The sequence below is a fragment of the Bacillus methanolicus MGA3 genome (assembly GCF_000724485.1).
Taxonomy (GTDB): domain Bacteria; phylum Bacillota; class Bacilli; order Bacillales; family Cytobacillaceae; genus Bacillus_Z; species Bacillus_Z methanolicus_A.
Genome location: NZ_CP007739.1, coordinates 2,265,040 through 2,290,748 on the forward strand (window position 1 = coordinate 2,265,040; position 25,709 = coordinate 2,290,748).

29 protein-coding genes and 1 other RNA gene are annotated in these 25,709 nt (G+C 39.2%); 5 read left to right on the forward strand and 25 right to left on the reverse strand.

Annotated features, from left to right (window positions below; all coding sequences use genetic code 11):
* Positions 1-125: 125 nt before the first annotated feature.
* The 16 genes from BMMGA3_RS10955 to spoIIIAA form a co-directional block, all read right to left on the reverse strand.
* Complete coding sequence (locus BMMGA3_RS10955; protein ID WP_004435557.1) at positions 126-1,016, reverse strand: polyprenyl synthetase family protein; 891 nt, start codon at positions 1,014-1,016, stop codon at positions 126-128.
* A 2-nt stretch (positions 1,017-1,018) separates the two neighbouring features.
* Positions 1,019-1,249 (reverse strand): exodeoxyribonuclease VII small subunit, encoded by a 231-nt coding sequence (locus BMMGA3_RS10960; protein WP_034669383.1) that lies wholly within the window; start codon positions 1,247-1,249, stop codon positions 1,019-1,021.
* Positions 1,224-2,597 (reverse strand): exodeoxyribonuclease VII large subunit, encoded by a 1,374-nt coding sequence (gene xseA, locus BMMGA3_RS10965; RefSeq protein WP_004435560.1) that lies wholly within the window; start codon positions 2,595-2,597, stop codon positions 1,224-1,226. Before xseA ends, BMMGA3_RS10960 begins: the two co-directional genes overlap by 26 nt.
* 130 nt (positions 2,598-2,727) lie before the next feature.
* Positions 2,728-3,597, reverse strand: a complete 870-nt coding sequence (gene folD / locus BMMGA3_RS10970) for a bifunctional methylenetetrahydrofolate dehydrogenase/methenyltetrahydrofolate cyclohydrolase FolD (RefSeq protein ID WP_004435562.1) — start codon at positions 3,595-3,597, stop codon at positions 2,728-2,730.
* A 41-nt stretch (positions 3,598-3,638) separates the two neighbouring features.
* Positions 3,639-4,028, reverse strand: coding sequence for a transcription antitermination factor NusB (gene nusB, locus BMMGA3_RS10975; RefSeq protein WP_004435563.1), 390 nt, complete (start codon positions 4,026-4,028; stop codon positions 3,639-3,641).
* A gap of 187 nt (positions 4,029-4,215) precedes the next feature.
* On the reverse strand, positions 4,216-4,623 hold the full coding sequence (locus BMMGA3_RS10980) for an Asp23/Gls24 family envelope stress response protein (protein ID WP_004435565.1): 408 nt from the start codon (positions 4,621-4,623) through the stop codon (positions 4,216-4,218).
* A gap of 15 nt (positions 4,624-4,638) precedes the next feature.
* Positions 4,639-5,997: an acetyl-CoA carboxylase biotin carboxylase subunit gene (gene accC / locus BMMGA3_RS10985; protein WP_004435567.1), complete on the reverse strand. Its 1,359-nt coding sequence runs from the start codon at positions 5,995-5,997 to the stop codon at positions 4,639-4,641.
* Positions 5,998-6,010: 13 nt separating this feature from the next.
* Positions 6,011-6,520, reverse strand: coding sequence for an acetyl-CoA carboxylase biotin carboxyl carrier protein (accB, locus tag BMMGA3_RS10990; RefSeq protein WP_004435569.1), 510 nt, complete (start codon positions 6,518-6,520; stop codon positions 6,011-6,013).
* A gap of 136 nt (positions 6,521-6,656) precedes the next feature.
* Positions 6,657-7,226 carry a SpoIIIAH-like family protein gene (locus BMMGA3_RS10995; RefSeq protein WP_004435570.1) on the reverse strand — a complete coding sequence of 190 codons (570 nt, stop codon included), beginning with the start codon at positions 7,224-7,226 and terminating at the stop codon, positions 6,657-6,659.
* 13 nt (positions 7,227-7,239) lie between these two features.
* Complete coding sequence (gene spoIIIAG / locus BMMGA3_RS11000; protein WP_004435572.1) at positions 7,240-7,896, reverse strand: stage III sporulation protein AG; 657 nt, start codon at positions 7,894-7,896, stop codon at positions 7,240-7,242.
* A complete protein-coding gene (gene spoIIIAF / locus BMMGA3_RS11005; protein ID WP_004435573.1) occupies positions 7,886-8,515 on the reverse strand; it encodes a stage III sporulation protein AF in 630 nt (209 codons plus the stop codon). The genes spoIIIAG and spoIIIAF overlap by 11 nt, the downstream gene beginning before the upstream one ends.
* A gap of 11 nt (positions 8,516-8,526) precedes the next feature.
* Positions 8,527-9,726, reverse strand: coding sequence for a stage III sporulation protein AE (gene spoIIIAE / locus BMMGA3_RS11010; RefSeq protein ID WP_004435575.1), 1,200 nt, complete (start codon positions 9,724-9,726; stop codon positions 8,527-8,529).
* 36 nt (positions 9,727-9,762) lie between these two features.
* On the reverse strand, positions 9,763-10,152 hold the full coding sequence (gene spoIIIAD, locus BMMGA3_RS11015) for a stage III sporulation protein AD (RefSeq protein WP_185762586.1): 390 nt from the start codon (positions 10,150-10,152) through the stop codon (positions 9,763-9,765).
* Positions 10,153-10,166: 14 nt separating this feature from the next.
* Positions 10,167-10,373, reverse strand: a complete 207-nt coding sequence (spoIIIAC, locus tag BMMGA3_RS11020) for a stage III sporulation protein AC (protein ID WP_004435581.1) — start codon at positions 10,371-10,373, stop codon at positions 10,167-10,169.
* An 18-nt stretch (positions 10,374-10,391) separates the two neighbouring features.
* Entirely contained in the window at positions 10,392-10,907 is a 516-nt protein-coding gene (gene spoIIIAB / locus BMMGA3_RS11025) for a stage III sporulation protein SpoIIIAB (protein ID WP_004435583.1), read from the reverse strand.
* Entirely contained in the window at positions 10,908-11,831 is a 924-nt protein-coding gene (gene spoIIIAA, locus BMMGA3_RS11030; protein WP_004435585.1) for a stage III sporulation protein AA, read from the reverse strand.
* Positions 11,832-12,051: 220 nt separating this feature from the next.
* Between spoIIIAA and BMMGA3_RS11035 the strand changes: the two genes are divergently transcribed.
* Positions 12,052-12,720, forward strand: coding sequence for an SIMPL domain-containing protein (locus BMMGA3_RS11035; RefSeq protein WP_004435587.1), 669 nt, complete (start codon positions 12,052-12,054; stop codon positions 12,718-12,720).
* A gap of 78 nt (positions 12,721-12,798) precedes the next feature.
* On the opposite strand, the gene ssrS is transcribed toward BMMGA3_RS11035, so the two are convergent.
* The 5 genes from ssrS to BMMGA3_RS11060 all read right to left on the reverse strand — a co-directional run bounded on the left by ssrS (position 12,799) and on the right by BMMGA3_RS11060 (position 15,775).
* Positions 12,799-12,987: non-coding RNA, 6S RNA (ssrS, locus tag BMMGA3_RS17455), on the reverse strand.
* Between the two features lie 96 nt (positions 12,988-13,083).
* Positions 13,084-13,641 carry an elongation factor P gene (gene efp, locus BMMGA3_RS11045; RefSeq protein WP_004435591.1) on the reverse strand — a complete coding sequence of 186 codons (558 nt, stop codon included), beginning with the start codon at positions 13,639-13,641 and terminating at the stop codon, positions 13,084-13,086.
* Between the two features lie 26 nt (positions 13,642-13,667).
* Positions 13,668-14,729, reverse strand: a complete 1,062-nt coding sequence (pepQ, locus tag BMMGA3_RS11050) for a Xaa-Pro dipeptidase (protein WP_004435592.1) — start codon at positions 14,727-14,729, stop codon at positions 13,668-13,670.
* Entirely contained in the window at positions 14,716-15,177 is a 462-nt protein-coding gene (gene aroQ / locus BMMGA3_RS11055; RefSeq protein WP_004435594.1) for a type II 3-dehydroquinate dehydratase, read from the reverse strand. Before aroQ ends, pepQ begins: the two co-directional genes overlap by 14 nt.
* Before the next feature lie 82 nt (positions 15,178-15,259).
* The gene (locus BMMGA3_RS11060) at positions 15,260-15,775 is read right to left on the reverse strand and encodes a YqhR family membrane protein (RefSeq protein WP_004435595.1); all 516 of its coding nucleotides are present in this window, start codon (positions 15,773-15,775) and stop codon (positions 15,260-15,262) included.
* Positions 15,776-15,967: 192 nt separating this feature from the next.
* On the opposite strand from BMMGA3_RS11060, the gene BMMGA3_RS11065 reads away from it, so the two are divergent.
* Both BMMGA3_RS11065 and BMMGA3_RS11070 read left to right on the forward strand, forming a co-directional pair.
* Entirely contained in the window at positions 15,968-16,912 is a 945-nt protein-coding gene (locus tag BMMGA3_RS11065; protein WP_004435597.1) for a DUF1385 domain-containing protein, read from the forward strand.
* Positions 16,913-16,969: 57 nt separating this feature from the next.
* Positions 16,970-17,362 (forward strand): SA1362 family protein, encoded by a 393-nt coding sequence (locus BMMGA3_RS11070; protein WP_237712841.1) that lies wholly within the window; start codon positions 16,970-16,972, stop codon positions 17,360-17,362.
* Between the two features lie 162 nt (positions 17,363-17,524).
* Here the strand turns inward: BMMGA3_RS11070 and BMMGA3_RS11075 are convergent, their stop codons facing one another.
* The 4 genes from BMMGA3_RS11075 to BMMGA3_RS11095 form a co-directional block, all read right to left on the reverse strand.
* Positions 17,525-18,409: a patatin-like phospholipase family protein gene (locus tag BMMGA3_RS11075; protein ID WP_004435601.1), complete on the reverse strand. Its 885-nt coding sequence runs from the start codon at positions 18,407-18,409 to the stop codon at positions 17,525-17,527.
* A gap of 231 nt (positions 18,410-18,640) precedes the next feature.
* Positions 18,641-21,202, reverse strand: a complete 2,562-nt coding sequence (locus BMMGA3_RS11080) for a vitamin B12-dependent ribonucleotide reductase (protein ID WP_004435603.1) — start codon at positions 21,200-21,202, stop codon at positions 18,641-18,643.
* A gap of 341 nt (positions 21,203-21,543) precedes the next feature.
* A complete protein-coding gene (gene ltrA / locus BMMGA3_RS11085) occupies positions 21,544-22,578 on the reverse strand; it encodes a group II intron reverse transcriptase/maturase (RefSeq protein ID WP_081848753.1) in 1,035 nt (344 codons plus the stop codon).
* 528 nt (positions 22,579-23,106) lie between these two features.
* A complete protein-coding gene (locus tag BMMGA3_RS11095) occupies positions 23,107-23,943 on the reverse strand; it encodes a lipoate--protein ligase family protein (RefSeq protein WP_004435610.1) in 837 nt (278 codons plus the stop codon).
* Between the two features lie 187 nt (positions 23,944-24,130).
* Here BMMGA3_RS11095 and BMMGA3_RS11100 point away from each other — a divergent pair, with 187 nt between their 5' ends.
* Positions 24,131-24,511, forward strand: a complete 381-nt coding sequence (locus tag BMMGA3_RS11100; protein WP_004435611.1) for a rhodanese-like domain-containing protein — start codon at positions 24,131-24,133, stop codon at positions 24,509-24,511.
* 329 nt (positions 24,512-24,840) lie between these two features.
* Positions 24,841-25,665 (forward strand): nuclease-related domain-containing protein, encoded by an 825-nt coding sequence (locus BMMGA3_RS11105; protein WP_259674492.1) that lies wholly within the window; start codon positions 24,841-24,843, stop codon positions 25,663-25,665.
* The last annotated feature ends 44 nt before the right edge of the window (positions 25,666-25,709 follow it).

Here is a 25,709-nt window from a genome sequence, read left to right on the forward strand (position 1 = left end):
ATTTCCCTTGCTTCATTTGGTATTTATTGAAAAAATAGCCGCTAACACAAACGTGATAACGGCAATGGACAAAGTATTTTATTTTATTATACCATAAACGATTTATGTCATCAAATGGTGATCATTTAATGGTCTCTTTTAGCAACCAGTTCGGTGATTTCTTCAAGCAGCGAGGTGGAAAGACCTAAGCTTTTCAAATAAGCCATCGCTTTACCAATATGTTCTGTAAGCGCTTCTTTTGCCCCCTCCATCGATAGAATTGAAGGATATGTGCTTTTATGATTATTTGTATCGCTTCCGACAGGTTTACCGATTAATTCCTCCTGCCCTTCTAGATCAAGAATATCGTCGCGGATTTGAAAGGCAAGCCCTAAGTGGAAAGCAAACTGTGACAAAACTTTTATTTGTTCAACATTTGCGCGGGCAAGAATTGCACCTGCTAAAACACTATATGCCAATAGCTTTCCTGTTTTATGATGATGAATATACTCTAGCTGGGTTAAATGAAGCTGTTTTCCTTCTCCCTCAATATCGGCAACTTGGCCACCGACCATTCCTTCTGCTCCTGCGGCTTTTGAAAGCTCTCTAATAAGTTTCAGCTTAATATCAGCTGCAGCATATTCTTCCGGAGTTTCACAGATTAATTGAAAACTGTATGTTAGAAGTGCATCACCGGCTAAGACCGCAAATGCTTCTCCAAATACTTTATGATTTGTAGGTTTTCCGCGGCGAAAATCATCATTATCCATGCTGGGCAAATCGTCATGAATAAGCGAGTACGTATGGATCATTTCGATAGCTGCCGCAGTATGCAGCCCCTTTTTGCTGTCTTTGCCAAATGCATGCAGCGTGGCAAACAATAATAACGGGCGGATCCGTTTTCCGCCTGCCTCTAACGAGTATAGCATTGATTCCTTAATAATGGATGGAGCTTCGAGCCGTTCAATCGATGAACGCAAAAAGTTTTCAAGCATCTCCTTATGTTCTTTTGCAAAAGCATTCAGTTTTACAGTCAAAATTATTCCTCCTCTTGGATAGAGAAGTTTTCAGTTTGCCCATCTTCTGTTAAGATTTGCGTTAACTGCTCTTCGACGTTTTTCAGTTTATCATGGCAAAGCTTTGAAAGTTCCATTCCTTGTTTATAAATGGAAATAGCTTCTTCCAGCGGGACATCTCCCTCTTCGAGCCGCTCAACAATACTTTCAAGCTTTTCCATGGCTTCTTCAAATGTTAAATGATTTTCCGACATTATTTTCACTCACTTTCTTTCCTGTCACTTTGCAATGTAACTGTCCATCAAATAACCTGACTTGAATAGAATCACCATTTTCGATCTGTGTAGCGCTTTTTATTAGGTTTCCGTCATCCGTGTAAGCTAAACTGTATCCGCGCTCCATTATTTTTAGCGGGCTTAATGCTTCTAATGTCGACAAAATCGATTGAAAGTCTTTCTGCTTTTCTGTTAAAATTCCCGTCATTGCCCTGTTTAGTGATCGGCTTAACCTTTGATGATTCTCTGCCGCGAGTTGCATTAATTGGTACGGATGATTTCGTTCAAGACGTTTTAACAGTTGGTCTTGCTGCTCGGCTTTTAAGCTAAAGAGATTCCGGGCTCCTTTGATGAGCTGTTCTGTCAGCCTATCGAGCTGTTCAAGCTTCTGCTGATATAGTTTTTGTGGATATTTGAACGCATACGATTTTTGTATTCGTGTTAAGTGCTGTTTATGAATCCCAATTTTTTCTTTCATTGCTCTTAATAATCTGGTTTTTCTGTTCAAAATCCTTTCCATTAGTTCATCAATATGCGGTACAGCAAGCTCAGCAGCAGCCGTCGGAGTCGGAGCACGAAGATCGGCAACAAAATCAGCGATCGTATAATCTGTCTCATGTCCGACAGCTGAAATAATTGGAATCTTAGAGGCAAATATCGCTCTTGCTACGATCTCTTCATTAAACGCCCACAACTCTTCGATTGATCCGCCGCCCCTTCCGACAATTAAGACATCAATGCCAGCTGTTTTATTTGCCAATTCGATCGCCTTTGAAATGGACCGACCTGCCTGCTCCCCCTGTACTAGTGCAGGAATAATGAGAATTTTTGCAATTGGATACCGCCTTTTAATTGTTGTTAAAATATCCCTGATAGCGGCTCCCGTTGGTGAAGTTATGACGCCAACCATTTTCGGATATTTTGGTATCGCTTTTTTCACTTCAGGGGAAAACAGTCCCTCTTTTTCTAGTTTTTCCTTCAGCTGTTCAAATGCAAGGTACAATTCACCAATCCCATCGGGCTGCATGTCTTTCACGTAAATCTGGTATTGGCCGCTCGGTTCGTAAACGGTTATATCTCCTCTAATTAATACTTTCATTCCATTTTCCGGAATGAATTTCATAAAACGATTATGACTGGTAAACATAACAGCCAGAATTCGTGCCTTTTCATCTTTTAATGTAAAATACATATGACCGCTCGAATGTTGTTTAAAATTTGATATTTCCCCTTTTACAAGAACATCCTGCAAATGAGGATCTGCATCAAATTTTCTTTTTATATATTTTGTTAAAGCATTCACCGTTAAGTAACGCGTTTCTTTCATAGAAAGCTCCTTCAAATAACAAATAAAAAAACTGTCCCTTTCTATTATAATTTCATATTTCCAATCCGTCACCTAGTGCAAGGGCAGAAAGGATGAAACATAAATAGAGAGGGACTTATTTCATCAACCATTATTTTGTTTTTTGCAACGCAGGTTGAAATTTTTTCGCAGCTTTTAAAGTATTATACATGAGCATCGTAATCGTCATCGGTCCAACCCCTCCAGGTACAGGGGTTATATAACCGGCAATTTCCTTTGCCTCCTCAAAGGCAACATCTCCGCAAAGTTTTCCGTCTTCGTTCCGATTGATGCCTACATCAATTACAACGGCTCCTTCTTTAATAAAATCCGCTGTAATAAAATTTGCTTTTCCGACCGCAGATACTAAAATATCAGCCTTTTTTGTGTGTGCTTTTAAATCTTTCGTTTTTGAATGACAGTAAGTAACAGTTGCGTTTTCATTTAAAAACAATTGGCCCGAAGGCTTGCCTACAATATTGCTCCGCCCGATCACAACGACATTTTTCCCAGCTGCGTCAATCCCCATTTCCTTAAGTAAAACCATGATCCCATATGGTGTACAAGGCAAAAAGGCATCCTGTCCTGTCATCATCCGTCCAATATTTATAGGATGAAAACCATCTACATCTTTATCAGGCGAAATAGCCTCTATCACTTTAACCTCATTTATGTGCTCAGGAAGAGGCAACTGAACGAGAATTCCATGAATGGTATCGTCATGATTTAATTCTTCGATCTTATTTAACAGTTCAGATTCTTCAATTGTTTCAGGATACTCAAATAACAAAGAATGCATCCCAAGCTCTTGGCAAGCCTTTTGCTTGCTTTTCACATATGTCCTTGATGCTTGGTTGTTTCCGACAAGAATGACTGCCAAACCTGGTATCACATTGAGTTTCTTTAACTCGTCAACCTCTTTTGCAATTTCGCTTCTTATTTTCTTTGATATTTCTTTTCCGTTAATAATTTGAGCCGCCATGATCTTTCCTCCGCTTATTTAATATATAATTCGTTTGCTGGTTATAAACTATCTTTCACTTTTGAAAGAACACCGTTAATAAATCTGCTGGACTGTTCATCTCCATATATTTTCGCAATTTCAATTGCCTCATCAAGTACAACATTTGCCGGAACCTCATCACGGCAATAGATTAATTCAAATACTGCCATCCGTAACAAATTCCGGTCTACATTTGCCAGCCGTTCAAGTGTCCATTTTTCGAGATGTTTTTTAATTGTTTCATCTATTTTATCACGGTTTTGAACGGTTCCGTTTACCAATCGGGTTAAATATTCATCCCCCTGGCCATTTTCCAATACATGTTCAATTGCAGCTGCAGGCTCCGCTTTACTTACATCAATTTGAAACAATGCCTGCAATGCTTTTTCTCTGGCTGTGCGTCTTTTCATTCTGTTATGCTCCTTTTAAGCTAGTTTGTCCATTTTTCATAACAAGATAATAGCATAAGTAAAAGCGCTCTGCATTCGTTCCAAATATTATTTTTGCTTTTGCAAGCAAATATTTATATAATCTATTTAATTCTAGAGAAAAATAAGAAAAACCAAAGACATAAAATGCCTTTGGTTTTTACTATATTTATATTTCTTGTTCGTAATCGCTTTCAGGCTTTTGGTTTTCGAATTGAATTCCGACAACATGAATGTTCACTTCTTGTGCTTCAAGGGCAGTCATATTCAAAAGAGCCTGGCGAATATTATCCTGGATTTTTTGGGCAACAGCTGGAATGGAGACACCGAACTTCATAATGCAATACACATCTACCTTAATGCCTTCCTCTGTTAATTCCACTTTAACCCCTTTACCATGGTTCTTCTTTCCAAGACGTTCAACAACGCCAGTGGCAAAATTGCCGCGCATTTGTGAAACTCCTTCTACTTCAGATGCGGCAATTCCTGCGATTACTTCAATAACTTCAGGGGCAATTTCTACTTTCCCTAAACCAGTATTTTCTTGATTCATCTCAAGAATTTGATTCTCGCTCAATTATGGCACCTCCGATTAATCGTCTGATTTCATGACATCATACATTTCAAGAAACTTTGTATTGAATTGGCCTTCCACAAATTTTTTATGGTTGAGCAGCTTTAAATGGAATGGAATTGTTGTATGAATCCCGTCGATCACAAATTCGCTCAATGCTCTTTTCATCCTGTCAATTGCTTCCTCACGCGTACTTCCATATGTGATCACTTTCGCAATCATGGAATCATAATAAGGCGGTATTGTATAACCCGGATAAGCCGCTGAATCGATGCGCACGCCAAGTCCTCCAGGAGGTAAATACATATTAATCTTTCCAGGAGAAGGCATGAAATTTTTCTCAGGATTTTCAGCATTTATGCGGCATTCAATAGCCCAGCCATTAAAGGTTACATCTTCCTGTCTTACATTTAGCCTTTCACCTGAAGCAATTTTTATTTGTTCTTTAATCAAATCAACACCCGTCACCATTTCCGTAACAGGATGTTCAACCTGAATGCGCGTATTCATTTCCATGAAATAAAACTTTCGATTGCGGTAATCATATATAAATTCTACCGTGCCTGCGCCTGTATAATCAACCGCTTTCGCAGCTTTTACTGCAGCGGTGCCCATTTCTTCACGGATTTCACCATCAAGAGCCGGTGACGGCGTTTCTTCTAACAGTTTTTGCAGACGCCGTTGAATGGAACAATCTCTTTCTCCGAGGTGAATGACGTTTCCGTATGAATCGGCAAGAATTTGAATCTCAACATGGCGAAAGTCTTCAATATATTTTTCAATATATACGCCCGGATTGCCAAAAGCTGTTAAGGCTTCTTGTTGGGTGATATTAATCCCTTTAATCAATTCCTGCTCGGTCCTAGCTACACGGATCCCTTTTCCTCCTCCGCCTGCGGTTGCCTTAATGATAACTGGAAAGCCGATTTTTTTCGCCAACTCGACTCCTTCTTCAGGACTTTTAATAATTCCTTGTGATCCCGGGACAATAGGGACTCCGGCTTCCCTCATCGTTTCTCGGGCAATATCCTTCGTACCCATTTTTGTTATCGCTTCCGGGCTCGGTCCGACAAACGTAATATTTACTTCCCTGCAAAGCTCAGCAAAATCAGCATTTTCAGCAAGAAAGCCATAACCTGGATGAATGGCATCACATCCAGTCAGCTTGGCAACACTGATAATATTTGTAAAGTTCAAATAGCTGTCCTTGGAAGCAGTCGGACCAATGCAATATGCTTCATCGGCAAGCTGTACATGCAGAGAATCCCTGTCTGCTTCAGAATAGACGGCAACCGATTCAATTCCCATTTCGCGGCAAGCTCTGATAATGCGGACGGCAATCTCTCCTCTATTGGCAATCAATAATTTCTTTATCATATATATGCTCTCCTTACTCAGTCTTTACCAAGAATAAAGGCTGACCGTATTCAACAAGTTGTCCGTCTTCCACAAGAATATCAACTATTTCACCATTTACCTCTGCTTCAATTTCATTAAACAGTTTCATTGCTTCGATAATGCAAACAACCGTATCTTTCGTTACGACAGACCCTTTTTTGACAAATGGTTCAGCATCTGGAGATGGTGCTTGATAAAAAGTACCAACCATAGGTGATGTGATTTTATGTAAATTAGCTATATCAGCGGCAGTTTCTTGCTTCGTTTCCTCTTTCGGTTCTGCTGCTTTTGCTTCGGCCTGCACAACCGGAACCGGTTCTGCTGCTACTGGTTTAGGTGCTTCTTTCGCAACAGTCTGTGCAACAGGCTGGGAAACAGCAATCGTTTCAGTACTGCTTTTTTTCATTTGTATTTTTGAACCTTCATGTTCAAAGATGAATTCTTCAATACTTGATTGGTCAACAAGTTTTATCAATTCACGAATTTCTTGTATTTTTAACATTTTTTACACCTCAGTCCTTCAAAAATTAAGACAAGCTAATAACATCATACGATAATACATAATGCAAGTTCAATATCATAACAAAAATAAAAGAAAGCCCTATCAAAAAGGCTCTCCTTATGAGTTATCCGGTAATCTATTTTTTCGGTTGAAATTTCACTGCAACATGCTGCAATCCATTGATTTCTTGTTTTACCATTTGAATAATATCATTTGCAGCCGAAGGAGAAAGCTTATCTGCTTTAACAGTAATTCGCACCTGGCCGCCGTCGACTTGGACTAAAGCATCTTCATAGTTCATTGCTTTTATTAACGATTCAAGCAAATCCTCTTTTATGGCAGTTTCGTCGAGTTTTTTCATTTCATCATATGCCTGATTACGTTTTTCTGTTGGTAGGTCTGTAGAAGCAACAATATTTTCAAGTTCTTCTTTCCTTTTGCTGCGCTGATCGTCAAGATCCATCCTTAACGCTTCAAACACTTCGTCACTGGCCGGTTCGGATGTAATCTTAGCACCAGCATCCGTTTGTGAAGTTGCCGCTTTATTATCTTTTCCTTTTACAGCTGTCTTTTGATTTGCGCTCTTTTGTTCTATTCCTGCCATACTATTGCCGTTTTGTTCCGGAGAGGTGATGTAATAAACAGATAAAACAACCACTAAACTTAACATTGTTAATAGCCAAACTGTTTGCTTTTTCAATAACATTTATGAATCCCCCTTAATTTTTTTTCGGCATGACCGCAACCCGATGGCTTGGGACATCCAGCACTCTCGTCACAGCATCTACTATCCACTTTTTTACTTGAATGTTTTCTGCCCCTTTTGCCACAACAAGAACTCCGCGAATTTCAGGTTTCTTCGTTTCTACGACTATCGGAACCTCTTTTTCCCCGTTGCGGACGATCACCAGTTGTTCATCTTTAGAAGCATCTTCTACTTTTCGTTTTCCACCTTCCCGATCGGTTTCGGTTGTTGTTTGAGATTTCGTGACAATATTTTTTTCTAATATCTGTTTTTCAGTCGCATCCACATTAACTACAACGGTGACATCATCTACGCCAAGGATCCCTTGCAAAGCTTCTTTTAACTGTTTTTCGTATGCTTCTTCATATTGTTTCATTAAACTCTTTTCTTCTGATTTCTTTTGGCCAAATGCCGGGACTTCTTCCGTTGCATTTGTTTCTTTATTGTTCATAACCTGCATATCTGGCGTTGAAGCATTCCCGCTGAAAAACATATTGCTTATAAGCATAATCGCTGCCCCAAACAAAATAACAATTAGAAAATAATGGTATTTTCCCGGTTTTTTTTCTGGATGTCCTTCTTTTGAAATGAGATTTTTTAACCAAGTTAGTGGTCCTTTATCATTGCTCATTCTCTTCCGGTATCCCCCCTTCTATCAATACCTCAATATCTTTATCATCCATATTCCATTTTTGTGAGAGAAAAGAAGTGATTTTTTTCATTTCGGCAGTCTTTTTGGATGGAAGAGGTTTATTTGTATTAATTTCTACTTTTTTTACCGCTTCAATTGCATCGGATTGTTCTTTTGGCTGGCGCAACTGGACCTTCAATTTTGCCAGATTTTCCGGAAAGGCACGCTTGTCATTCTTATTTACTAAAAAATCAATTTTAGTAATTTCCAATCCGTACTGTTCCATCAACTCCTCCTCTGCGTCCTTTTCTAGCTTGACAGCCATTTGTTTTAAAATATATGCTTGTTGAGAAGCTTGTATTTCTTTTTTCTTCATTTCTATTTGATTTTCCATATTTTTTTCTCCTGGATTTTCAAATAGGGCAACGGATGCAAGAACTGTTTCAAAATCTTTAGAAAAAAGCTTTAGAACAGGCGTTAAAATAATCGCAATTAATAGCAAGCCGGTCACAATCTTTGTGTATTTTTGGAGATTCGAGTTGGGGAGAAGCATATCGATGACCGTAGCCAATAAGATAAAGAGAATGATATTTGTGATCCATTCCTTCAAAAAATCCATCATTCATCCTCCTATCTCACCATCATCGTCAAATTCCCGGCTGCAATAATAACGGTAACGCTTAAAAAAAACATAAGCGATACAATTGCCAATGCGGCAAATATATAAACAACACTCTTGCTGATCACATCAAGGCAGGCTATTACTGGACCTCCGCCAAGCGGCTGTAAAATCGCAGCGGCAAATTTGTATATAAAAGCAATCATCAATATTTTGAGTGCCGGAAACGCTACAATTAACAGCAAAATAACGACCCCTGCTATCCCCACTGTATTTTTTAAAAGAACAGATGCACTAATAACTGTATCTGTTGCATCTGTAAATGCTCTCCCGATAACCGGAATAAAATTCCCAGTAATAAACTTTGCCGTTCTAATCGTTACTCCGTCTGTTATCGCAGTTGAAGCCCCCTGAACAGAAATGACACCAAGGAAAACAGTTAAAAATAATCCAAGCAAACCAATACTCCAATTCCTTATTAATTGGGCAAGCTGTGTGACTTTGTGATGCTCGCTCAATACACTGACAATGCTGAGCAATGTTGATAAAAACAAAAGCGGTAAAACAACGTTTTTAATAATGAGTCCGCTCGTATTCATTAAGAAAAGAATGACAGGGTGGAAAAAAGCTGCGGAAATTACTCCGCCTGATGAAGCAATCAGCGCGAGCAATAGCGGTATCAATGCAAGAATAAAGTGAATCATTGATTCAATTGCATCATTTGAATAAGTTATCGCAACGTGAAAACTATTTAGTGCAAGAATGATCAGCACGATAAAAACGATTGAATAGGCGACTTTGCTGATTGTGCTATTTTCAAAAGAATTTTGCAAAGACTGCAAAAACATGCTGAAAATCGTCAGCAAGATCAGAGAACCTAGCAACTTTCCATTCACGATAAATTCATGAAAAACAAATTTCATAAACCCAGTAGTCCATTGTTCAAAAGAGAATTTTTTCTCTCCTTTAATAAAATCATACAAACTGCCCTTTTGGCTTTCCGGCAAAAACCCGCCATACTGATGAAGAATGTCTTCCCAAAATCCCTTCAATTCATCAATATTCAAATTTTCCAGCTGTGAATCGACAATCGATTCTGTATCGGGTAAATTTCCGGTTTCGACTTGTCCCGGAGAGGCTTGTACAACCGGAACAAATAAAAAAAAGAAGAAAGGCACCAAAATGGAAAAAACATGAAAAATCCGTTTCATTATTACACCTCTCTCTTAGAACAAAAATTGCTGTGACTAATTCGGAACCATTTGAATGATTGTTTCAATCAAAACCGTTAAAATCGGAATCGCCATTGCCAAAATGAGAATTTTTCCGGCAAGCTCAATTTTTGAAGCAATGGCGCCCTGTCCTGCATCCTTCGTAATCTGTGTGGCAAATTCGGCAATATATGCAATTCCAATGATCTTCAAGATTGTTTCAACATAGATAAGATTGACATTCGCATTAACAGCAATTTTTTCAATCATATGGATAATTTCATAAATTTGGTCGACCAGAAATAAAAAGATCGTGCAGCCAACAAAAACAATTAATAAGAAAGCAAAGTTCGGCTTCTGTTCTTTAACGATCAGAGCAAGGAAAGTAGAAATAAGCGCTATTCCTGCTATTTGGATGATTTCAATGGGAGAGCCCCCCTTTACCCTTGGAATAGAAACACTGATTTAATCTTTTGAAAAAGATCATCAACGATCGATGCAACCATGAACAAAATATAAATAAAACCAAATAGTGTAACCCATTGGGCATATTCTTTCTTTCCAACCTGATCGAGAATTGTATGCAAAAAAGCAACGACAATTCCAACACCAGCAATTTTAAATATTACATCCACCTCTAAACCCATCGCTTCTCCTCCTAAGCGTTACATAAGCAAGATGATTAACAATAATCCGGACAAAAATCCGAGACTTTTCACCATTTTTTCGTATTTTGCCTGTTTATCCCTGGCATCTCCTTCTTCCCGTTCCAAATGAGAAAGAGTCAACATGATTTGTTTTTGCTGGGACATTCGGTCATGGCGGCCAAGCGTTTCTCCAAACTGTTTCATAATTTCATATTCGCCATGTTTAAAAGCTGTAAATTTCCATATTTCCGCCATGCTTTCTTCCCATGCATCTTTTACCGTTGTTTCTGAATTTGTTAACCGTTTAGCAAAGGATTCGAAAAACCATGATAAAGGCTTAGAGAGTTGTGCAGCCAACCTCCTTGATGCTTCGTGAAGCGGTGTATGCCCGAACATGATTTCCGCTTCCAATGACTGAAGAGCTGATTTTAATTGCCTCAGCTGCCTTGGTCTTTCACTTAAATGCCTTGATGCTTCAAAACCGGTCCAAGTGGTGGCGACAATAATCAATAAAGCCCCGATTATCTTCATCATCTAGGTCACTCTCACTTTTGAAGTAATCTGTTCACCGCTTCCGTCTTTTATATAAGTCACAGTTCCTGGACCATCTTTACGGCTTAATTCAATAAACCGCTGAAAAATCCGCTGTTCAAGAATTTTTTTTAAGGAAGGGCGCTTTCTTATTTCCAGCAGGGAACTGCCATGTGTAGTCATGATTAGTTTTATCCCTGCATTAACAGCTTCCATAATGGCTAAAGCATCTTCCTCCCGCCCGATTTCATCAACAACCAGGACATCTGGGCTCATCGAACGGATCATCATCATCATTCCTTCAGCTTTTGGACAGGCATCAAGAACATCTATTCTGTTTCCGAATGTAAGCTGTGGAATGCCTTTTACACATCCGGCGATTTCTGAACGTTCATCCACAATTCCAACTTTAGATGCACTTAACCCAAGGGCATCATTACCGGTTGAAATGATTCTGGCAATATCACGAAGAAGTGTCGTTTTTCCTGTTTGCGGAGGCCCGATAATCATTGTATGGAGCCAACCATTATCAAATAAGAAAGGAACGAGGGGATCCGCAATTCCAATTCTTTCCCGTGCAATTCGGATATTAAAGGACGAAATATCCCTAATTGCTTTCACCTGGCTATTCTCGAGAATGACTTTTCCGGCAAGGCCGACCCGGTGTCCGCCAGAGATTGTGATATATCCCCGTTTCAATTCTTCTTCAAGCGTGTAAATGGAATAACCGCTAATTTTATTTAAAAGGTGAAGCGCATCTTCCGGCTGAACAGTATATGGCAAAAACAGGGGACTTCCTTTCATTGTTACTTCTAAAGGCCTGTTAATGCGGACGCGGATTTCTTCTATTTCATTTTGTTGAAAAGAAGGGATTTGTTCGAGTCTTTCTGCAATTGATTTTGGCAAAAAGGGGACAACAGTTTTCAAATTTGACTCCTCCTCCCGAAATAATTTTTCTCCGCTTTGTTTTCAGGCTTAAAAGTGTTCTCTTACTAATTAAAATGTATGCCTGCTTGGCCTCATTATGACTTTTAATAAATGAAAGGTTGGCTATGAATTTTGCCAAGGAAAATAAATGAATGAATCAACGAGGAATACCGTACATTTTATGGAAAGAAAATGTTTGAAGAGATGAGGTGAGACAAACGTGCATGATCATCAGCCTATTTATCGGGGAAAAGGCTATCGGAATGATAAAAACATTTTGAAGGTTAGTGGAGAAGGAAGTATTTCTGCCCGCCCTGACACCGCAATTGTCATTCTCGGAACAATAACAGAACTGCAAAATTTAGCAAAAGCTCAAGCAGAAAATGCAGAAGCTATTTCCCACGTGATCGAATCGGTTCTGAAAATGGGAATACCGAGAGAAAATATTCAAACATTTGACTACAGAGCTGAACCACAATACCGTTATGAAGACGGAAAACAAATTTTTATAGGCTACAAAGTTACCCATTTATTAAAAATTACGATTGACCGAGTAGATCAAACTGGAAGGCTAGTGGATAGTGCAGTGAGAAACGGGTCTAACACGGTGAATAACATTGATTTTTCGGTATCAAATCCATTACTTTACTATAATAAGGCACTAGCAGTTGCGGTACAAAACACCATGATAAAAGCACAAACAATTGCCGGCTCACTAGGAGTAACCCTTATCAAAACTCCTAGGCAAGTGATTGAGGAAAGCCAAGCGCCAAAACCTATTCCCTTTTTATCAACAGCTATGGTAAAAGGTATATCAACGATACCTATTGAAACAGGCAAATTAACAATCTCCGCTGTTGTCCGTGCTGAATATCAATACTATTATTAATAGGCAAAATCAGCAAAAAGAAACTTTTTTTGCAATTAAAAAACCGGTTCAAATGGTTGAACCGGTTGTACTTTTTAATATAAAGCCGCTTTTGCCGCCGATCAATATGGAGTTTCAAAACCTGCTCCGCCAGGTGGGTGTCCGCAAAAACGTTCCCAGCGTCCTCAAGCCAAAAATCGGAGGCATGCCGTTCCGGTTTTAATTTAGGACTCCCTTTCATTAATCAAAGGTTGAAACTTCATATACTAACGAACAAAGCAGCCTCAATTTAGTTTTATTTTACAAAATGGCGTATACCTTTGCAAGGAATTAAGACTTGTTTCCTAAACATAAAAAGAGCCCATACATATTGGGTTTTATCAACTATGCACGAGAAACATATGTGCCATCCGCTGTGTTAATGATAAGACGGTCACCTTGGTTCACAAAGAAAGGAACTTGAACAACTAAACCTGTTTCAAGAGTTGCAGGTTTTGAACCACCTGAAGCTGTATCACCTTTAATGCCAGGCTCTGTTGCTATTACTTCAAGCTCAACTGTGTTTGGCAATTCAATTCCAAGTGTCTCTCCCTGGAACATCATAATGTATACTTCCATATTTTCTTTCAAGAACTTTAATTCATGCTGAATTGTAGAAGCAGGCAATTCAATTTGCTCATAAGTTTCGTTATCCATGAACACATGCTGGTCGCCATTTGCATAGAGGTATTGCATTTTACGGTTGTCAATTTGTGCTCGCTCAACTTTTTCACCAGCACGGAATGTTTTTTCCTGAATCGCACCAGTTCGAAGATTGCGAAGCTTTGAACGTACAAATGCAGCGCCTTTCCCCGGTTTTACGTGTTGGAATTCAAGAACACGCCAAATTCCACCATCTACTTCAATTGTTAATCCTGTACGAAAATCGTTAACAGAAATCATGTTTAGTATCCTCCTAATACATCCGTTTAAAGAATAATCAGCTCTTTTGTTGAGTGATTCAGCGTTTCATTATGATCCTTTGTTATTAATGTGTCGTCTTCAATGCGAACGCCGCCTAGGCCAGGGATGTAAATTCCCGGTTCTACTGTTACGACCATTCCCGGTTCCAATACAGTATCGGACTTGATGGATAATGCAGGGCCTTCATGAACTTCCAACCCTATGCCATGACCTGTCGAATGCCCAAAGTTTTCTCCATAACCTTTTTGGGCAATAAAGTTTCTTGTTAAAGCATCTGCTTCTTTTCCGGTCATACCAGGCTTTATTCCTGCCAATCCCCGTAATTGGGCCTCTAAAACTATACCGTAAATTTCTTTCAGTTTATCATCAGGTTTTCCGACAGCGACAGTCCGGGTGATATCAGAAACATATCCTTTATAATATGCTCCAAAGTCAAGCGTAACAAAATCACCGGTTTCAATAATCTTATCACTAGCCACCCCATGAGGCAGTGCAGAACGGTAACCCGATGCGACGATGATATCAAAGGATGATGATATTGCGCCGGCTTTTCTCATAAAGAACTCGAGTTCATTCGAAACCTCCAATTCAGTAACCCCTGGACGAATAAACTCTAAAATATGCTTAAAAGCGGCATCAGCAATGTCCGCTGCTTCCTTTAATATCTTAATCTCTGATTCCGTCTTAATCAAGCGCAACTTTTCAACAACGCCTGAAACTGGCACAAGTTCCGCTCCAATGGCTTTTTCATATGCTTTAAATGATGAATATGATAAATGATCCTGTTCGAATCCAAGTTTTTTAATCCCCAGTTTCTTCACTTGTTTTGCCACTTCGTCTGGAAGTGACCCTTTATGTTGAACAATCTCATAGCCTTCACATTGTTTTGTTGCCTGTTCAATATAACGGAAATCTGTAATAAATTGTGCATTTTCTGTACTGATTAATACAACGCCGGCACTCCCTGTAAAATTCGTCATATACCTGCGGTTATATGAATTTGTAATGAGTATTCCATCAATTCCAAGCTTTTCAATGGCCGAGCGTAACTTTTTAATTTTCTCCATATGATCTCCTCTCTTTAGCAAGTTCCAAAAGGGCTTCAAAAGCCAATTCATAGCCTTTTAATCCCAACCCCACAATCTGTCCCTTTGTTACGGGTGCTGTGACTGATACATGACGAAACGACTCACGCGCATGAATGTTAGATATATGTACTTCGATCACTGGCACTGATATCCCTGCAATTGCATCACGAATTGCATAACTGTAATGTGTATATGCACCGGGGTTAAAAATAATTCCATCATAGTTTTCCTCATTCGCTTGATGGAGTCGATCGATCAGACTTCCTTCATGGTTCGATTGAAAACAAGTAATTTCCACCCCATTCTGTTCTCCTATTTTCTTCATGCGCGTTTCAAGATCTCTCAATGTTTGTTCTCCGTAAATCCCAGGCTCCCTTTTTCCTAGCAAATTTAGATTTGGTCCATTTAGCAACAAAATTTTTTTCATTTTTCAGCTCCTGCACAATTCATTAAAATGTTCAATAAAAATATTCTATCACAGATATTTCGTATTTAACTAGATAGAACAGTTAAGAGTGAGATTCAGCCTGTTCTTCCCCTTGGTTTTGCATTTCATTTTCTTCATATGATATTGAATAACCGACAAATACACCAAAAAGAATGTAAAAACAAACTGAAGTAATTATCGTATCGCGTTTTAGTTCACCAAATGAACTGATTCCGGGGAATATCGGGTTTAACACGAAAAAAACAAGCAAAAATAAAATGATGCCATAGACGGCCCCGACCCAGATACTTTTAAATTTTCTAAATGCAGCATAGTAAATGAGTGCTGCACCGATTGATACAATTCCGATCAAAATGATCGAGATTACCGTCCCGAGCCATCCTTCTTTCCAATCGCCGATTACCCAAGGTTCCAAAATAACACGTGGGGGAATTTCTGTAAAACTAAAAACGTAAGCCAGATAGGCGAGTGAGCTCAATAATACCCCGCCAGTTAACCCTGTCCAAACAACCATTGAAATAAAAGACATCGGTTTTTCCCGCTCATTGTGTTCAGATTTTTTTTGATTGTCTGCCATAAAGTACACCTCCATTTTTATTATGTCCAGAGGCAATCGTTCCTTGCACAGTGAATGAAAAAACATTAGTATAACTGTCTGTTCTAGAGATTTTCGTTTTTTTTTAGTAGAATAAAAATAAGTACTTTACAGCTTTTTGAAAAATACTTGCTGTTTTGTGCAAGTTTATCGTATAGGTTGGTGTTGACTTACATGTCTCAAGAAAAAAAGCCGCTTTACGGAGGTCAAGCAGTTGTTGAAGGTGTTATGTTTGGGGGTAAACATCATACGGTAACTGCTATTAGAAGAAAAGATCAATCAATCGAATATTACCGTCTTCCCCGAAAATCAAATCGAGCATTTACTCTTTTGAAAAAAATCCCGTTTATTCGCGGGATTGTTGCGATAATTGAAGCGAGTGCCAACGGATCAAAACATTTAAATTTTTCAGCCGAAAGATATGATCTAGATCCAAAAAACGACCATCTTATTAAAGAACAAGAGACTTCTAAACTAACGATGGTTCTTGGAGTAGCCGCTCTCGGTGTTATTTCTTTTTTGTTCGGAAAATTTCTGTTTACACTTATTCCAGTTTTTTTAGCTGAGCTGACAAGACCGATTTTTTCAAGCAAGTTCGCACAAATTCTCGTAGAAGGCTTTTTTAAGCTATTACTGCTGCTAGCATACATCTACTTTATTTCTTTAACCCCAATTATTAAAAGGGTGTTTCAATATCATGGTGCAGAGCATAAAGTAATTAATACATATGAAAACGGAAAAGAGCTTACAGTTGAAAATGTGCAAGCCCATTCTCGTCTTCATTACAGGTGCGGAAGCAGTTTTATTTTGTTTACAGTAATCATCGGTGTTTTTGTTTATATGCTCGTTCCAACAGAGCCTTTATGGGTAAGGGTAATCAATCGCCTAGCTTTAATCCCTGTCGTACTCGGGATTTCTTTTGAAGTACTGCAGATGACAAATAGGCTCCGGAATGTTCCAATATTAAAATATCTTGGACTCCCAGGGTTATGGCTTCAGCTCTTAACAACAAAAGAACCGACCAACGACCAAGTGGAAGTTGCAATTCTTTCGTTTAAAGAGCTCTTAAGATTAGAAAAAGAAACAGACGAACGATTAAAATCGGAGGAAATTGTGTAAAAGTATTAGTCTGGAAGTTTAAAAAAGGGAAAAAATGCTCATTATGCTCTTAGGGAGGTGGCTTTCTTGAAAAATCGGACTGCAAATTTGGTTGTAACAGGTCTCATTATCTTTGCAGGTATAGGCATTTTTGGAAGTCTACTTGCAAATCCGGCCGGTTTTTTACAGAGAATAGCTGTCATTATTTTGATCGGTGGTATTGTTTATTTTTTCTTCCGACATTTTTACCTATCAACCCCTGAGAAGCAAGAGCAGCGAGCATTTATTAAAGCCGCAAAAAGATCTAAGAAGAGATTCAAGCACAAGGATGGTAAACAAACAAACCGTCGTTCAAATGTTGGTTCTCTTTCATCCCTAAAAAAACAAAATAGAAGAAAGAAAAAATCCCCTGTCCATCTAACTGTTATAGAAGGAAAGAAAGGAAAAAAGAAAAATCGAGCCTCATTTTGAGGATCGATTTTTTTATTCGATGTTTTTTGAGGATTTCCTGCATAACCACATCTTTGCTTAGCAAATCAAGGCGCTTCCGATCATGATGTCCTAAAACTTTTCGCACTGCTGTTTGAATCGCCCATTCCTCAGATAATCAAAACGCATCAACTATTATCGTTTCTAAAAACTCCACTTTTTAAAAAAATGCTCCGCTGATTTCCTCCCAAGCGCCAGCAATGCATGTTTTTTTTCTTCTGCTAATGAAAATTCGGTTGTGAGGAATCTTTCAGTGGGAATAAAGATAATATTTTTTTCATGTTTTCTTGAAATATGCCTCGCATCATGGGCATCTTTCATTGTTTCAAAAAGTGCTTCATATAATTGAAAAGCATTCGAAATTTTATTTTGCGGACGGTCATACTCTTTGCTGCTGAGCTTTATCCCAAGAACAGGCCTAACTTTCTTTACACTTTCTCGATCAAACAGCCACATTGGAAAGTTGCTCAGGACCCCACCATCAACGATAATGTTTGTCCCGGACTGTGTTCTTAGCTTTACTGGTTCAAAGAAGAATGGAAGGCTACAGCTCATTCGAATTGCCTTGGCAATCGGAAACAATCTTTGATCAATTCCATATTTTTCTAAATCATCAGGGAGCACGAGCAAACGGCCGTTTGATAAATCTGAAGCAATTACCCTTAAAGATTGTGGCGGCAAATCAGCAAATGTTCTTAATCCTTTTGCCTCTAGTTTCTCCTGTATCCATTTTTCTAGAGCATTTCCCTTATATAAGCCTAGACGCCAATAAACAAACAGCCACTTTGCAAATGGAAATGGTATGAGGGACGTTCGTGGATCCATGAACGATCTTAAATCAAGTTGATCAATCAGTTGGTAAACTTCTTCACTTGTATATCCTGCGCTCAATAAGGCGGCGACAATTGATCCGGCACTTGTTCCTGCAACATGTTTAAATCGAAATCCTCTTCTTTCGACTTCTTTAATAGCACCAATCAAGGCAAATCCTTTGATGCCTCCACCAGAAAAAACGCCGTCTATATACATGTGCGACACTCCTGTCGATGTAGTCACTTGTTACATCTTTAAGCAAGTGCGCGTGGAAATAGTACGGTTGACAAGTTAAAAAGTTTTTAAATATTAAACTTCTCTTACTAGAAAAATTATACATATAACCGAGGGTAGGTTTCTTTATTTGAAGGCAGGATACCATAAGGTGCAAAATGAAAAAGTAAAAAAGAGGAAGGAAAATTTTTTCCATCCTCATTCATGTGATAATTATAATCCGCACTTTAACTGAGCGTTACAGTTGGTGCAAGTATTGCAGCCGCCGATTTCTTTGACAGTTCCTTTGCGGCAGACAGGACATATATTGCCGATTTCAGAACCGATTGTGACATCTGTCGAACGAAGTTCGTTGATGGTTTCAACAAGAACAACATGCTGCTTTTTCTTTTCTTCTTTTTGCTCCGCTGTTTCTTCAACTCTATTTTCTTCTGCCTTTAACGTCAGCACTTGTGAATCGCGGGAACCGTCAACATAGACAGTACCACCTTTTGCACCTCCGCGGTACAGACGCTCATAAACTTTTTTAACCTGATCCACAGTGTATCCTTTCGGTGCATTAACTGTTTTACTGATCGAGCTGTCAACCCAACGCTGAATAACACATTGTACATCAGCGTGTGCTTCAGGAGTTAACTCCATGGCTGTTACGAACCAGTGCGGCAGATTGTTTTCATCTGCTTCCGGATGTTTTTCCAAATATTCTTGAACGATTTCCGCTTTCACTTCAATAAATTTGCCAAGGCGTCCGCTTCGGTAGTAAGAAAAGGAAAAATATGGTTCAAGTCCAGTAGAAACCCCAACCATAGTCCCAGTGGATCCCGTAGGAGCGACGGTCAATAGGTGTGAATTCCGGATTCCGTGTTTCAAAATAGCTTGTCGTATATCCTCAGGCATTTTTTTCATATATCCTGTATTAATGAAGGCTTCGCGTAATCGTTTTGTTTCTTCTTCTGTCTCACCTACTAAATAAGGGAAGCTTCCTTTTTCTTTCGCAAGTTCTATAGAAGCGCGATAAGCCGTCGTAGCGATAGTTTCAAATACTTTGTCAATCAGCTCATTGCCTTCTTCTGATCCGTATTCGGTTTCGCAGTAAATCAAAAGATCGTGAAGGCCCATTACGCCAAGGCCTATACGGCGCTCACCTAATGCTTGCTTTTTATTTTCTTCAAGGAAGTATGGTGTTGCATCGATAACGTTATCCTGCATACGGACACCAATTTCAACTGTGCGTTTTAATTTTTCAAAGTTAACAGTTTTATTCTCTTTGTCAGCCATCTCTGCAAGGTTAACGGCAGCAAGGTTGCAGACACTATATGGTGCAAGTGGCTGCTCACCACACGGATTTGTTGCAACAACCTTCTGCCCGTAAGCTTGAGCATTTGTCATTTCGTTCGCGTTATCAATAAAGAAAATTCCAGGTTCTGCAGAGTAAGTTGCACAAATGTTTATTAAATTCCAGAGCTCTCTCGCTTTGATTTTCTTATAAGTGCGCACTTTATGGCCCATCTTTTCCCATTCGCGCACATCTCCTACTTTGTGCCACTCTTTATTATAAATTTTCATTTCTTCAGCATCATAGCTTTCAACGTCCGGGAAGCGAAGTTCATATTCGCCGTCTTTTTCAACAGCTTCCATAAATTCTTTTGTTAAACAAACGGAGATGTTTGCCCCTGTTAAAAAATCAGGGTTATGAACGGTATAGGTTCCGCCTGTTCTTAATTTTTCTTCTGCTTCTTTAATAATTTTCTCGCTGAAACCGCCATAACCTGGAATGTGTTTATAATTTACAATACCTTGGTACATTGCTTTTTCTTGTTCTGTTAAAGGCGTAAACTTCAATTTGTCTTTAGCATGTTTCTTGATCGTTTCATCATTTGTGTTTTCAATTAAATAGCGTAAAATGCGCGGATTTTGCATTTTTGAAATAATAAATTCAATAATGTCAGGATGCCAGTCAGCTAGCATGATCATTTGCGCGCCCCTTCTAGACCCACCTTGCTCTACAAGGTGTGTTAATTTCGCAATGTCATCTAGCCAAGAAACGGATCCTGACGATTTTCCGTTTACGCCTCTTGCCAAAGTGTTGCGCGGTCTCAACGTTGAGCCATTCGTTCCGACTCCGCCGCCGCGGCTCATGATTTCCATGACTTGCTTGCGGTGTTCAGAAATTCCTTCACGAGAGTCCTGGACAAACGGCATTACATAGCAGTTGAAATAGGTGACATCTGTTCCAGAGCCGGCACCGTACAAAACACGGCCAGCAGGGACGAAATTTAAATTTACAAGCTCCTGGTAAAACTTTTCAAACCATTCCTTGCGCTTTTCTTCTGTTTTTTCTACAGCCGCTAAGCCTGTTGCGTTGCGTTTCGCAATTTGTTCATAAAAAATTTCAAGCGGTTTCTCAATTACATCTAAAGATCTTATAATAATTCCTGTTCTTGCTTCTTCCGGGTCATCAAGAACTCCTCTGAACTCTTCTTCCACTAACACCTTAGCTTTTTTATTCTCCCAATCGATCTCGAGAATGAATCCTAATCCGCGGGCTGGAAATTTTGGATCTTCTTTGATGGTAAGTACGACGAAGTCTCCGTTTGTTAACGTGATTTTCTCCGTATCCTTGAACGTGTAACGATCAAGCATGACCAAACGGGAGACCCCTTTGTGAGTGATTTTCATATCAGGGGTAATAGGGTGCACTTGAGGAAAAAGTCCAATGTCCTTGTTTAATCGCTCAATGTTAATTTTCATTTTTTGTCCTAACGCAACAGACATGATCACAACTCCTTCAAACTATTTCTAAACTTCTTTTTTTGTTTTTCGATAATAATAGAATGATGTGTTGATTCTATTTGTTTTATCGAATACCCTTAAGTTATCACTTCAAACACAAAAAATCAATATATAGTATGAAAATTATTTTAGATACTACTATATATTGTGTTTTGGTCAAATGATTCTCATTTTGTCAAAAATAAAAACAACTAGAAAAACGAGATTTAGAGAGTTAATGACCGATATTCAGCATATAATGATGATTTTAAACAAATTTCGAAGGTTGCACTTTCGGCTAATAGGAGGAAAGTCTTTTTGTAAAGTAGAGTAGAAAACTGATTTCAAAAGGGGCAGCTCTCGCTTTCTCTTTTTACTTTCAGTTTCCCCTCATCAAACCGTACGTGAGGTTTTCCCTCATACGGCTTTCCGATTCTATGATGCATTCCGAGAAAGTCAAATCCACTTTTGTCATCCCAAATGTTTACCAGTCTTGATTTGTCCTTGTTGATGGTTAAATCCAATTTCTTCATGATGGATTTGACTACATCAATACTTTGCAGGGCTTGTTGTTTCGTATTGCACATAATGACGAAGTCATCGGCGTATCGTATAAGTTCCCCTAAGTGAGCGAACTGCTTCTCCCAAATGGTATCCATGTAATTCAAGTAAATATTCGCTAAAAGCGGAGAAATCCCCCCCCCTTGCGGCGTACCTAGGTCGGTGTCACGGAACTGATCATCTTCCATGACGCCTGCTTTTAGCCATTTACGGATGAGTCTTAGTACCCTTCTGTCGCTTATTCGCATTTCCACCAACTTCATGAGCTTCTCCTGGTTAATGTTGTCGAAGTATCCTTTAATATCGACATCGACAACCCAGTATGACTTCCTACTCAATTTACGGATTCTATTTATGGCTTGATGGGCATTCCGATTTGGGCGAAAACCAAATGAGCAGTCTTTGAAATCTGCTTCAAATATAGGTTCAATGAGTAATTTCACTGTTATCTGTGCAACCCTGTCTTTAATCGTTGGGATTCCCAGTGGTCTTTCTTTCCCGTCAGCTTTTGGGATATATGTTCTTCGAACAGGTTTCGGATGAAATCGTTTCTCCTTCAACTCAAGATATAATTCGTTGAGAAACTTTCTTTCTCCATATTCATGGACGATGCCCTCTATGGTCTGTCCATCTATTCCCCCACTGCCTTTATTTCTTTTCACTCTTCGCCATGCCTCCGCAAGAATGTCGGGACGATAAACTTTGTCATATAACGCATGAAATCGGCGATTTTTGCTTTCCTTGGCACAAAGGTATAGTGTTTTCCAAAGTTCTCGAGCTTTTACATCGGTGTAGTTAGCCGGTTTTCCGGCATTCACTCACTCTTACCTCCTTCTAACACGCGAACAAAGCAGAGGTCCTTCACTCCAGAAAGTTTTGTTGTCTTTCCTTCATTGTTACTATGACCTCCTCCGACTCCCTCTCCACAGTCCACCATTTCGCAATTGCTTATAGGTTTCCTCTTTACTCTTATTGAGTGTGAAGGAGGGTCTCCCCAGTTCCGCAAGGTACTTTCTCAACATGTCGATTCCTTTACCCCGAGGGATTCTTAGGTGCTGCATTCCAAGTTCTACACACCGTCCATGGTCTTAGCCCAATCTCACCAGGCTCGACTTCCCTTTGCCCTCCAGCGATGTCTTTTTTGACGAGGCGGCAGAATTCACATAATGTTACGACCTGTTGATTTGCTAGCACTCCAAAAGGAGTTACGTTGTCACCGGGCTTCAACCTTAGGATTTCTCCACCAGTTGCCGGTCAGCTACCGAGCGTCTTGGCACTTACTCGGGTTGGACTTTCACCAACAAGCTGGGCGTGCTAAAACTAAAAAAGCAGCCGAAGCCGCTTTTTCATCTTCTAAAATTCCAATCATCATTCTCGTACCGATCTTTTGCAATTTTTCGTACATATTCAAGCTCTTCTTGTGTTAGCTCGTATGGTTCTAACTCAATGTTAAGCCCCTCGCTAAACCCTTTCCAGAAAGCTTCCTTTGCTTCTTCGAGCGTAATTTTCCGGCTGCTTATATCGTTAATCGCAACGGCTTTGTCTTTAAACGCTTTTTGCATTCTTTCCTTTACCCGTTCATTTGGATACTTAAATAGACTGAACAACTTATCCTCATCAAGATCAAGCAATATCGAACCATGTTGAAGAATAACACCTTTTTGTCTTGTCTGCGCACTTCCTGCTACTTTTCTTCCTTCGACCACAAGCTCATACCAGCTTGGTGCGTCAAAGCAAACAGAAGATCTTGGATTTTTTAATGATTCTTTCTCTTCTGCTGTTTTCGGTACAGCAAAATATGCTTCAAGCCCTAAATAATGAAAACCTTTTAAAATTCCTTCAGAAATGACCCGATAAGCTTCAGTGACCGTTTTCGGCATTTTCGGATGATCTTCAGAAACGATCACACTGTAGGTTAGCTCATGCTCATGAAGAACTCCTCTGCCGCCGGTAGGCCTGCGGACAAAGCCAAGATTATGCTTTTTAACCGCATCTAAATCAATCTCTTTTTCAACTTTTTGAAAATAACCGATTGACAATGTTGGAGGATTCCATCCGTAAAATCTGATCACAGGAGGAATCTTCCCTTCACTGTGCCAATCAAGAAGCGCCTCGTCCAAGGCCATATTAAAAGATGGTGACCCGTTACCTGTATCAATAAAACGCCATACTTCTTTGCTCATATGTAACCCTCTTTAAAACGTATTATTTTAGCTTCCTTTTTAGTCTATCAAAATTCATCCTTTAAACAAAGCAAGGCCCCCATCCTACTATCAGTACACAAAGATTTTTCGACGATTTTCTTTACTCAATAGAGCCGTGCCTTATATAATTAAGATTGGCTTAGCATATTGAAAGGAGCAAGAAGGATTGGGTACGCTATATTTTATTTTAATCATCACTGGTGCTTTCATTGTTTATTCAGTTATTACATGGCTTTATCAGCGCAAAATTGTTAAAACATTAACAGAAGAAGAGTTCCGCCAAGGGTATCGAAAGGCTCAGCTTATTGATGTACGTGAACCGAATGAGTTTGAGGCTGGACATATTCTTGGTGCAAGAAATATCCCTCTTTCTCAGCTGAAAATGAGACTAAAGGAAATCCGTCCGGACAAGCCTGTTTATTTATATTGCCAAAACCAAATCCGCAGCGGCCGTGCTGCACAAATATTGTATCGTAATGGCTATAAAGATTTATACCATCTTCAAGGCGGATTCAAAAAGTGGACAGGCAAAATTAAAACGAAATAATTGAGTTTAAGGAAACCGGGCTCTGCCCGGTCTTTTTAATTAAATCCAAGAGGCGGGGTTTAACACAGCCTTCTTAATAAAAGCCAAATTGTAATAAGGAATCTATAGGTCCTTAAGACTTTCATTCCGAATGGTGGATTAAACCCATATAGTATGCGCTTTTAAAATGTGCTACGATATACTTAATACTATTTTGGAGGTGTTAAAGATAATCGTTAAACATCGAGCGGAATCGCTTCTACTTCAAGGTTTGCTCACCGCTCAAAATTGGTGATCATCACCCACTGTTACCCGTTTTATCAGCAAAATCCACTTCCATTAAAACTGGCATTCATGGTGAAGAAAGAGTGGAAGACGTATTCCACAAACATTCCTTTTCCATAGATCACCGTATATTCTTCGATCTATCCCTTTCCACAAGCAGCTATTTTCAAATAGACACCTTGTTTCTAACTCCCTCTTTCACAATTGTTTTTGAAGTGAAAAATATTGCAGGAAGCTTGAAGTTTATTGAAACCCCTCCACAATTAATCCGTACAAGTGCTGACAGACAGGTAGATGGCTTTGATAGTCCAGTGGCACAAGTAGAACGAAACGTTGAATTATTAGAGGAATGGATTCATACCCGCGGTATCCATCTTCCCGTATATGGAGTCGTTGTCTTGGCATATCCGAAGCAGATCGTTGAATTAGCCCCTGTGAAAACAAAAGTTCTATTTCCAAAATTAATTCCTTCATATATTAAAAACCTCTATGATAATCCTAGTAAATTGAAAAAAGATTCGTTCAACTGGTTATGCACTGAACTCATGAAAGGGCATCGAAATTTTATCCCCCCACTCATTTGTGAAACTTATCATATCCCACGGAGCGACATCCGTACTGGAGTTGAATGTAAATTATGTGGCAAGCTTGGAATGAAAAGAGTTTTTAGGAATTGGAGTTGTTCAAATTGTGGAAACAACGATAAATTAGCCCATCAAAAAGCTATTAAAGAGTGGTTTTTGTTATTTGGAGGCAAAATGACAAACAAAAATTGTCGAGAATTTCTCCAGATTGACGACATGAAGACTGCCACTCGCCTCTTGCAAAGTATGAATTTACGGAGCGAGGGATCGTTCCGCAATCGCTCCTACTATATGGATTTTAAATAAAAATTCAGCTGAACGAGAGTAAAAGAACCTTGAAAGGATGTAAT

What these genes read in the sequence shown, in the direction of transcription:
- BMMGA3_RS10960 (WP_034669383.1), bottom strand. Translation starts at nt 1,249, where the DNA reads ATGTCGGAAAATCATTTAACATTTGAAGAAGCCATGGAAAAGCTTGAA.
- xseA (WP_004435560.1), bottom strand. Translation starts at nt 2,597, where the DNA reads ATGAAAGAAACGCGTTACTTAACGGTGAATGCTTTAACAAAATATATA.
- folD (WP_004435562.1), bottom strand. Translation starts at nt 3,597, where the DNA reads ATGGCGGCTCAAATTATTAACGGAAAAGAAATATCAAAGAAAATAAGA.
- nusB (WP_004435563.1), bottom strand. Translation starts at nt 4,028, where the DNA reads ATGAAAAGACGCACAGCCAGAGAAAAAGCATTGCAGGCATTGTTTCAA.
- accC (WP_004435567.1), bottom strand. Translation starts at nt 5,997, where the DNA reads ATGATAAAGAAATTATTGATTGCCAATAGAGGAGAGATTGCCGTCCGC.
- accB (WP_004435569.1), bottom strand. Translation starts at nt 6,520, where the DNA reads ATGTTAAAAATACAAGAAATTCGTGAATTGATAAAACTTGTTGACCAA.
- BMMGA3_RS10995 (WP_004435570.1), bottom strand. Translation starts at nt 7,226, where the DNA reads ATGTTATTGAAAAAGCAAACAGTTTGGCTATTAACAATGTTAAGTTTA.
- spoIIIAG (WP_004435572.1), bottom strand. Translation starts at nt 7,896, where the DNA reads ATGAGCAATGATAAAGGACCACTAACTTGGTTAAAAAATCTCATTTCA.
- spoIIIAF (WP_004435573.1), bottom strand. Translation starts at nt 8,515, where the DNA reads ATGGATTTTTTGAAGGAATGGATCACAAATATCATTCTCTTTATCTTA.
- spoIIIAE (WP_004435575.1), bottom strand. Translation starts at nt 9,726, where the DNA reads ATGAAACGGATTTTTCATGTTTTTTCCATTTTGGTGCCTTTCTTCTTT.
- spoIIIAC (WP_004435581.1), bottom strand. Translation starts at nt 10,373, where the DNA reads ATGGGTTTAGAGGTGGATGTAATATTTAAAATTGCTGGTGTTGGAATT.
- spoIIIAB (WP_004435583.1), bottom strand. Translation starts at nt 10,907, where the DNA reads ATGATGAAGATAATCGGGGCTTTATTGATTATTGTCGCCACCACTTGG.
- efp (WP_004435591.1), bottom strand. Translation starts at nt 13,641, where the DNA reads ATGATTTCTGTTAACGATTTTCGTACAGGATTAACAATTGAAGTAGAT.
- pepQ (WP_004435592.1), bottom strand. Translation starts at nt 14,729, where the DNA reads ATGGAGAAAATTAAAAAGTTACGCTCGGCCATTGAAAAGCTTGGAATT.
- aroQ (WP_004435594.1), bottom strand. Translation starts at nt 15,177, where the DNA reads ATGAAAAAAATTTTGTTGCTAAATGGACCAAATCTAAATTTGCTAGGA.
- BMMGA3_RS11060 (WP_004435595.1), bottom strand. Translation starts at nt 15,775, where the DNA reads ATGGCAGACAATCAAAAAAAATCTGAACACAATGAGCGGGAAAAACCG.
- BMMGA3_RS11065 (WP_004435597.1), top strand. Translation starts at nt 15,968, where the DNA reads ATGTCTCAAGAAAAAAAGCCGCTTTACGGAGGTCAAGCAGTTGTTGAA.
- BMMGA3_RS11075 (WP_004435601.1), bottom strand. Translation starts at nt 18,409, where the DNA reads ATGTATATAGACGGCGTTTTTTCTGGTGGAGGCATCAAAGGATTTGCC.
- BMMGA3_RS11080 (WP_004435603.1), bottom strand. Translation starts at nt 21,202, where the DNA reads ATGTCTGTTGCGTTAGGACAAAAAATGAAAATTAACATTGAGCGATTA.
- BMMGA3_RS11095 (WP_004435610.1), bottom strand. Translation starts at nt 23,943, where the DNA reads ATGAGCAAAGAAGTATGGCGTTTTATTGATACAGGTAACGGGTCACCA.